The organism is Tychonema sp. LEGE 07196 (genome assembly GCF_963890365.1).
Classification (GTDB): Bacteria; Cyanobacteriota; Cyanobacteriia; order Cyanobacteriales; family Microcoleaceae; genus Microcoleus.
Map to the genome: position 1 here is coordinate 1 of NZ_CAWPRX010000125.1, position 1,492 is coordinate 1,492.

1 protein-coding gene is annotated in these 1,492 nt (G+C 42.0%); it reads right to left on the reverse strand.

The genetic code is table 11. From position 1 onward, the window contains the following. A partial coding sequence (locus tag AACV78_RS15070) for a hypothetical protein (RefSeq protein WP_194013149.1) occupies positions 1 to 1,351 on the reverse strand: 1,351 nt, incomplete at its 3' end. Positions 1,352 to 1,492: the final 141 nt, after the last annotated feature.

Consider the following 1,492-nt stretch of genomic DNA (forward strand, 5'->3'; position numbering starts at 1 on the left):
TCCACTCGCTCTCCTCGTGCTTTTCCGAGTTCACCTCAGAATAGGCGGTTAAGGAGCGAGGTATTTTTTCACCTAATTTCATAGCCCTGCGAGCAATTACCAGTGCGGCTGATTCGTCGCTGGCTAAGCCATACATTTTTAGGTATTTTACCAATCCAATAATACTTGAATAAGCTGGATTGACCGCAATCAACTCAATTCCACGATTCAACAAAATAGAACAGAGTTGTTTGTAGAACTCGCTGTATGCCCATCCCGACAGCATCCGGGCATATTTTCTACCTTTCTCTCCCAGTGATTGCTTTTTTGTTGAGAAATCAAGTTCTTCACAAACCACGGGACATTCAAATTCCGTGGCTTTCGTTGCTAGTTGCAGGCAAGCATCAACAATCTGAGCTTGTTGCTTGCCGTTAGGTAAGCCCATCTGCAATGGAATCTGCCCTTTAGCTTTGAGATTTCCTTCAGTATCGACATAAGCCCATCCAATAGAACCGGGATTCATGTCGATTCCAATGCAACCGGACATCCTCTCTCTAGAAACTTGATTCACGGGATTTGGAGTAAACTGCACGGCAATAACCCACTTTCCGTTCTTGCGATAGAAATGCCAGGTATACGCCCCGCATTCTGGTAGCCTATTTATGTTGCGATTGAAATCACCAACCTCAGAAGACACAGTTTTTCCAAATCGTGATTCTAAATATTTGGGGACTCTAAAACTTATTTTTTTCCCATTCCACTGGGAGACTTGATTGCCGAAAGACTCGTCTTTAGAGCCGACAACAAAAATATCGCCATGAGGGATGAAAACTTTGATTGGCTTGACTCTTAAGTGTTTAATTCTGTTAGTCAACAGAGTCATTCTGCGCTTTTTATTATGTATTTGAAAGCGTAAGTTCTGCCAATTTGTAGACTTATACTGGAGCGAGCAGGCTATGGGAAAATTGCAGCCTGTCTTTGAGTTTGGCCATTTTTTATTGGCATAAAATTTACGAGCTAATACCAGTTTGCGTTCGGCTTTTTTGAGCCACGCACTAATAGATTTAATCTTCCCCTCAAGAGTTTTTATATGTTGAATCCTGTGTTCTTTAGCGCCGTCTACACGACCTTTGGCGGAGCTAATCACGCCATTTGCGTGGCGCTTATTGATACCGTAAGTTTGTTGTAAGTGTGTGTTCCATTCGGACTTCTTGAATCCTGTATTTAAAAGTAAGTGGTTGACTGTTTCAATACTTGCAGCCCTAAAAATTGGGGCGTAAGCTTCTAAGAACATCTCGAAATCTGTAAATCCTAGTTCGTTGAGTTCATCTGCTGGTGTGGGCAAGCCTTTGCAATAAGTTAGGGTAGCCATTGATTCGACCTCTCAATGCTGTTGTATCTTTGTATATTAATTGCTTCGCGCAGAATTCGCAAGATTTTGAATGAGTTCTTTATTTCCGAAACGTTGCTGGCGAGGTCTTCTTCAAAGGTTGCGTCTTTTTTCTATCAAAAT